General features: G+C 62.5%; 1 protein-coding gene. It reads left to right on the top strand.

Annotated features, from left to right (window positions below; genetic code table 11):
* Positions 1 to 6436, top strand: a 6436-nt coding sequence (locus tag ACKAMS_RS33455) for an amino acid adenylation domain-containing protein (RefSeq protein WP_408990105.1), incomplete at both ends; no start/stop codon positions are given.

Raw genomic sequence — 6436 nt, 5'->3', positions numbered from 1 at the left:
CGTCGGTGGTGGTGGTGTTGGGGGAGTTTCCGGTGACGGTGCATGGGAAGTTGGATCGTAAAGCCCTCCCGGACGTCAACTTCGAACCTCAATCGCTGCAGTATGTTGCGCCGCGAACGCCGGTCGAGGAGACGGTTGCCGCAATCTTCGATGATCTGTTGGGAACGTCGACGGTGGGCGTGTACGACGATTTCTTTGCCCTTGGTGGGAACTCTCTGAGTGCAGTCAGGTTGGTTGCGCGAGTGAATTCTGTTCTCGGCGAACGGATCGACATCCGCGACGTCTTCGATGCTTCTACCGTTGCAGCGCTGGCCGAGTTGGCGCAGTGTCGCGGAGGAGAGGGGGCCAAGCCGGCGTTGAGGCCGCGGGGTGCGACGACGGATATCCCACTTTCGCCGGCGCAGGAGCGAATGTGGTTTGCGAATCAGTTCGACCCCGAGTCCGCCGCCTACAACGTCGCGTGCGCGTTGAGGCTCGACGGCACAGTGAATCTGAGTGCACTTCACGCGGCATTTGTCGACGTCGTCGAGCGGCACGAGTCCTTGCGCACTGTTTTTCCTCTCACTGACGACGGCCCGCGTCAAGTGATCATGTCTACCTCACAGGTGGTATCGGATCTTGCACCGATACTTGTGCAGGGAGAGGAAGAGTTGCGCGAGCGTTGCCGGCAGATCGTTTCGGATGGTTTCGACGTCATGCAGCAGGTCCCGATGCGCGCCACCTTGTTGCGGCGAGACGACCAGGTCCACTCGCATGTCCTGGTAATCGTGATTCACCACATCGCCGCCGACGGTTTCTCCACGGTACCGCTGGCCCGAGATCTCATGAGCGCATACACCTCCCGTGTGAGCGGCGAGGCTCCTCGGTGGGCGCCGCTCGAGATCCAGTACGCCGACTATGCGTTGTGGCAACGTGGTTGGTTGGGTTCGGAATCCGACTCTCGGTCTTTGATCTCGAAACAGCTCGCCTATTGGGTCGAGAATCTTGCGGGTGCACCGGAAGTTCTCGACATTCCGACCGATCGACCGCGCGGTGATGTGCGTTCGCTTCGACGCGGACGGATTCGGTTCGCGTTCAGTCCGGAGGTTCATGCCGGTGTGGTTGCCCTGTCGCGCAAACATAACGCCACCGTCTTCATGGTTGTGCATGCAGCCTTGGCAGTGCTGCTGGCGAGGCTCAGTGATGAGGACGACGTAGTCGTCGGAACTCCCATCGCTGGGCGTGGGGAGCGCGAACTCGACGACCTGGTGGGCATGTTCGTCAACACGTTGGTCTTGCGCACTGCAGTGGACCGAGGCGCGACCTTCGGGGAGTTCCTCGACCAGGTCCGAGGCGTAGATCTGAGCGCCTTCACTCATGCGGACGTGCCGTTCGAACGAGTCGTCGAGATAGTGAACTCTTCACGTTCGACGGCATACTCGCCCCTGTTTCAAGTCATGTTGGAGTTCCAAGACATCGAGCGACCGACACTGGAACTTCCCGACCTGCAGGTGACCGACGTGGGTGTCGAGATCGACACCATCACCTTCGATCTGCAGTTGACGGTGGCGCAGAACACTGGCACCGCCGGTGAATCGGATGGTATTCGCGCTGAATTCGGATATGCCGCAGATATTTTCGACGAGGAAACAGTGGGGAGCTTCGTCGACCGCCTGCAACGGATTCTCGAGTACGTCACCACGGATCCGCAATCGCAGATCGGAGATATCGATATCCTCGACGCCCGTGAGTCAGCCGAACTGGTACCCGTGCGAGGTGTGATCTCCACCGCTGTTCAGACCCTTCCCGATTTGCTCACTACAGCAACAGATATGGCGACCGCCCAGGATCTCGGCGCCGTCGCGCTGGTGTTCGAGGAACGTGAAGTGACCTATCTCGAACTAGACGCACAGTCGAACCGATTGGCCCGCATGCTGATCGAATCCGGAGTGGGTCCCGAAACGGTGGTGGCGATGTGTCTCCCACGCTCCGTCGAGTCCGTTCTGGCGGTGTGGTCCATTGCCAAGACAGGTGCAGCATTCCTTCCCGTGGACCCGGGACTTCCTGCTGCACGTATCGAGTACATGCTGGGCGACTCCGGTGCAGCGTGGGGGATAACGACCCGAGCTCACCACGCAGCATTGTCCGGCCTCGTGCCGTGGCTGGTCCTCGACGATGCCGGTTTCGAGGAACGGCTGTGGGCGTACTCGCCATCGAAAGTCACCGACGAGGATCGGAAGGCACGGATTCGAATCGACAATCCGGCCTATCTGATTTACACCTCGGGATCAACGGGAACACCCAAGGGTGTGACGGTCACTCATCGCGGGTTGAGCAACTTTGCTCTCCAGGAGCGCGAGACATTCGCCGCCACGACCCGATCCAGAACTCTGCACTTCGCTTCGCCGAGTTTCGACGCTTCGGTTCTCGAACTCATGTTGGCCGTTGGTGCGGGATCCACGATGGTGATCGTGCCACCGACCGTCTACGGCGGGTCGGAGCTGGCGGCGTTACTGGAGCGCGAGCGCGTCACCCATTGTTTTGTGACTCCGGCGGCTTTGGCGTCCGTCGCCCCAGACGGACTCACCACTGTCGGTTGTGTCGTGACAGGTGGGGAGGCCTGCCCGCCGGAATTGGTGGCCCGCTGGGCGCCGGGCAGAAAGATGTTCAACGCCTACGGTCCTACCGAGGCAACTGTGGTGTCGAGCATCAGTGCGGCACTGGCTCCGAACGACCCGGTCACCATCGGCGCACCTACTCGCGGATTCAGCGAGGTAGTGCTGGACTCGCGTCTGAGAGCGGTGCCGGTAGGTGTCGCGGGAGAGTTGTATCTTGCCGGACCGGCTCTCGCTCGCGGCTATCACCGGCGATCCCCGTTGACCGCCTCGCAGTTTGTCGCAGATCCCTTCGGTGCGCCGGGAACGCGGATCTATCGCACGGGCGATCGCGTGCGGTGGACGCCCGACCGACAGCTGGAGTATCTCGGGCGCACCGATGCCCAAGTGAAAGTCCGTGGGTTCCGCATCGAACTCGGGGAAGTCGAGGTGGCACTGCAGACGCACCCGCGCGTGGCCCAGGCGGTGACGGGCGTCTGGAACGGCGACGGCAGGGATCGGTTGAACGGCAGGGATCGGTTGATCGGATACGTGGTTCCCGATCGCGGAGCGAGTGTCGATCCGCGAGACGTCCTCGCGCATGCAGGCAAGCGTCTGCCGTCGTACATGGTGCCTGCGGCGGTGGTGGTGCTCGACGCACTTCCGCTGACGGTTCACGGAAAACTGGACCGCGCAGCGCTTCCCGCACCCGATTTCTCGTCCACGGCCACACCCGACCGGACACCGCGAACGGAAACCGAGAATCTTCTTGCCGCTCTGTTCGCGCAGGTTCTCGGCCTGGACACCGTAGGAGTGCACGATTCCTTCTTCGAGCTCGGCGGAGACAGCATCATGTCCATCCAATTGGTGGCCCGCGCTCGCGATGCTGGTGTGATCATCTCGCCCCGAGACGTATTCGACCACAAATCTGTTGCTGCGCTTGCCGAGTCGGCGCACGTGGAGCAGGACGGTCCTGATGTGCTCGTGGAGCTACCCGGATCCGCTGTCGGAACTGTTCCACTGAGCCCGGTGGCGCAGTGGATGCTCGACCGCAGCAGTGGCGGGCTGCGTGGCGGCGAATTGAAACGGTTCTCCCAGGCGCTCTTGCTGACAGCTCCCGCTGATCTCACCCAGGATCTCCTTGTCCGTGGTCTCCAGGTGTTGCTGGACCGCCACGGAATGCTTCGAGCGCGCTTGGGCGAGAGTGACCGGGTCATGGAAGTCCTACCACCCGGCTCGATCTCGGCCGAAGGACTGATCCATCGAGTAGCTGTCGGTTCGGTGGACGACGAACGTTTCAGGGCCTTGGCGTCGGGAGAGCTCGAGGCCGCTGCCGACAGCTTGGATGCCGCCGCGGCCGACATGGTGCGCGTGATCTGGTTCGACCTGGTCGACAAACCCGACTTGTCGAACCAGCGGGGCCGACTACTCGTGGTGATTCATCACCTGGTTGTCGACGGCGTCTCGTGGCGCATTCTGGTTACCGACCTGGCGACGGTGACAGCACAACTCCGGGCCGGTGTCACGCCCGAACTGCCACAGATCGGAACGTCGTTCCGGCGATGGGCGCACGGGCTTGTCGAGCACGTGGGCGACCGGGGCGTCGAACGGGACATGTGGAAAACGATCCTTGACGGCGATGACCCGCTGATCGGTTCGCGCCCACTCGATCCCACGATCGACGTCGACGGCACGGTCGACACCGTCACAGTGGACATCCCGCCTCCGGTGACCACGAACCTACTCACCACGGTTCCTGCGGCATTCCACGCCGGCGTGAACGACGGACTCCTCACTGCTGTTGCGTTGGCCTCGATCGAGTGGCGACGACGCCGCGGTATGGATACCGCTGCCGCCCTGATCACGCTCGAAGGACACGGCCGCGAGGAAGGAGCGGTTCCTGGCGCAGACCTCGCGCGCACCGTTGGTTGGTTCACCACGCTCTACCCGGTGCGCGTGGACCTCGGCGGACTCGACGTCGACGACGCGCTGGCAGGTGGCGCCGACGCCGGACGGGCTCTCAAAGCCGTCAAGGAATACGTGCGTGCGATCCCCGATCATGGAATCGGATTCGGGATGTTGCGCTACCTGTCGGGCGGGAGCGAACCACTCGGCCGATTCCGTTCTCCTCAGATCAGTTTCAACTATCTGGGCCGGATCAGCTCCTCTGACGGAACACAGGACTGGCTGCCGGTGGAGGGCAATCGAAAGCTCGGCGGAACCCAGAATCGGTCCATGCCTGTGGCGTCCGTGATCGACATCAACGCGGCGGTTGAGGACCATGTCGACGGGCCCTGCCTGACAGCATCTTTCACCTTTCCCCTCGGAGTGCTCGACAGGTCTGACATCGCGGAGTTCGCGGAACTGTGGCGTCGTGCGCTCGACGGACTCACCGCGCACGCATCGCGACCTGATGCGGGCGGTCTGACGCCGTCGGACATTCCCCTGGTCTCGGTCGCCCAACAACAGATCGAACGCTGGGAGAACGACTTCCCCGGATTGCACGATGTCTGGTCGGTGTCGCCCCTTCAGGCCGGGCTGATGTTCCATGCCTCACTGGCGGCCACGTCGACGGACGTCTACACAGCGCAGTTGTGCGTCGAGCTGGAAGGAGCGGTTGATTCCGAGCGTTTGCGCGGCGCTGCTGCCGGACTACTGGCAAACCACCCGAATCTGTGTGCAGCGTTCGTCTACGACGCACACGGCCTACCGGTGCAGTTGATTGTCGACGATGCAATGATTCCCTGGACCGAGGTCGACCTGAGTGATTGCGGATCGGCAACCGAAGCAGAGCTGGAGCGCCGCCTCGACGAGGATCGCAGCGCACCCTTCGACCTCGCCTCGCCGCCACTGCTTCGGCTGACGTTGCTGCGAACCTCGCCGACGAGGTGCGTGTTGGTGGTGACAAACCATCACATCGTTCTCGACGGTTGGTCGATGCCGTTGCTGGTACGCGAACTGCTGATGAGATACGCGGACGACAGTCTCCCGGTCGAGAGCGTCCCAGCCGATCAGCCCCAGACTCCGTCGTACCGCACCTATCTGGAATGGTTGGCGCACCGCGACATCGAGACCTCGCTCGCGGTCTGGGAGGACGCCATGGAAGGCGTCGACGAGCCGACGTTGTTGGCGGCTTCGACGCCGACCGCCGATCAGGTGGTACCCGAAGAGGTCACCGTCGATCTGCCCGATTCGGTCCTCGACGGACTCGGTGCGCTCGTCCAGCGGAGCGGGATCACGATGAACACGGTGATCCAAGCGGCGTGGGGTGTCCTGTTGTCTCGAATGCTTTCCCGCGAAGACGTAGTCTTCGGCGTCACAGTGTCGGGCCGCTCACCTGAATTGCCTGGTGTGGAAAACATGATGGGGCTGCTGATCAACACATTGCCTGTCCGCGTGCAACTGGATCCGGACGAGACGTGTGCACAGCTGCTCGCGCGACTACAAGGCGAGCAGACAGCCCTGCTCGATCATCACTATGTCGGACTCGGCGCGATTCAATCTGCCGTAGGGACAGGCAATTTGTTCGACACACTGTCGGTCTTCGAGTCGTATCCGATCGATACCTCGGGGATGGACGGGAACACCGACATAGCCGGTATGCGCGTCACCGCTGTGAATGCCCGCGACGCCACGCATTACCCGCTCACCGTGCTGTCGGTCGCGGAACCGACGCTGCAGGTGAGCCTGCGGTATCAGCCGGCGGCATTCGACCGCGCCGCGGTCGGCACCATTGCACAGCGAATGTCGCGAATTCTTGCCGCCTTCGCAGCGAACGCGGATACACCGGTCGGTGAGGTCGACGTGTTTGTCGCGGGTGAGCGTGGGTTGGTGGTGGGTGGTTGGGATGGTGTGGGGGTTGC

It is taken from the genome of Rhodococcus sp. 5A-K4 (genome assembly GCF_046097995.1).
GTDB classification, from domain to species: Bacteria; Actinomycetota; Actinomycetes; order Mycobacteriales; family Mycobacteriaceae; genus Rhodococcus_F; species Rhodococcus_F erythropolis.
The sequence above is the reverse complement of the archived record's forward strand: the minus strand, read 5'-3'. Positions and strand labels throughout refer to the sequence as shown.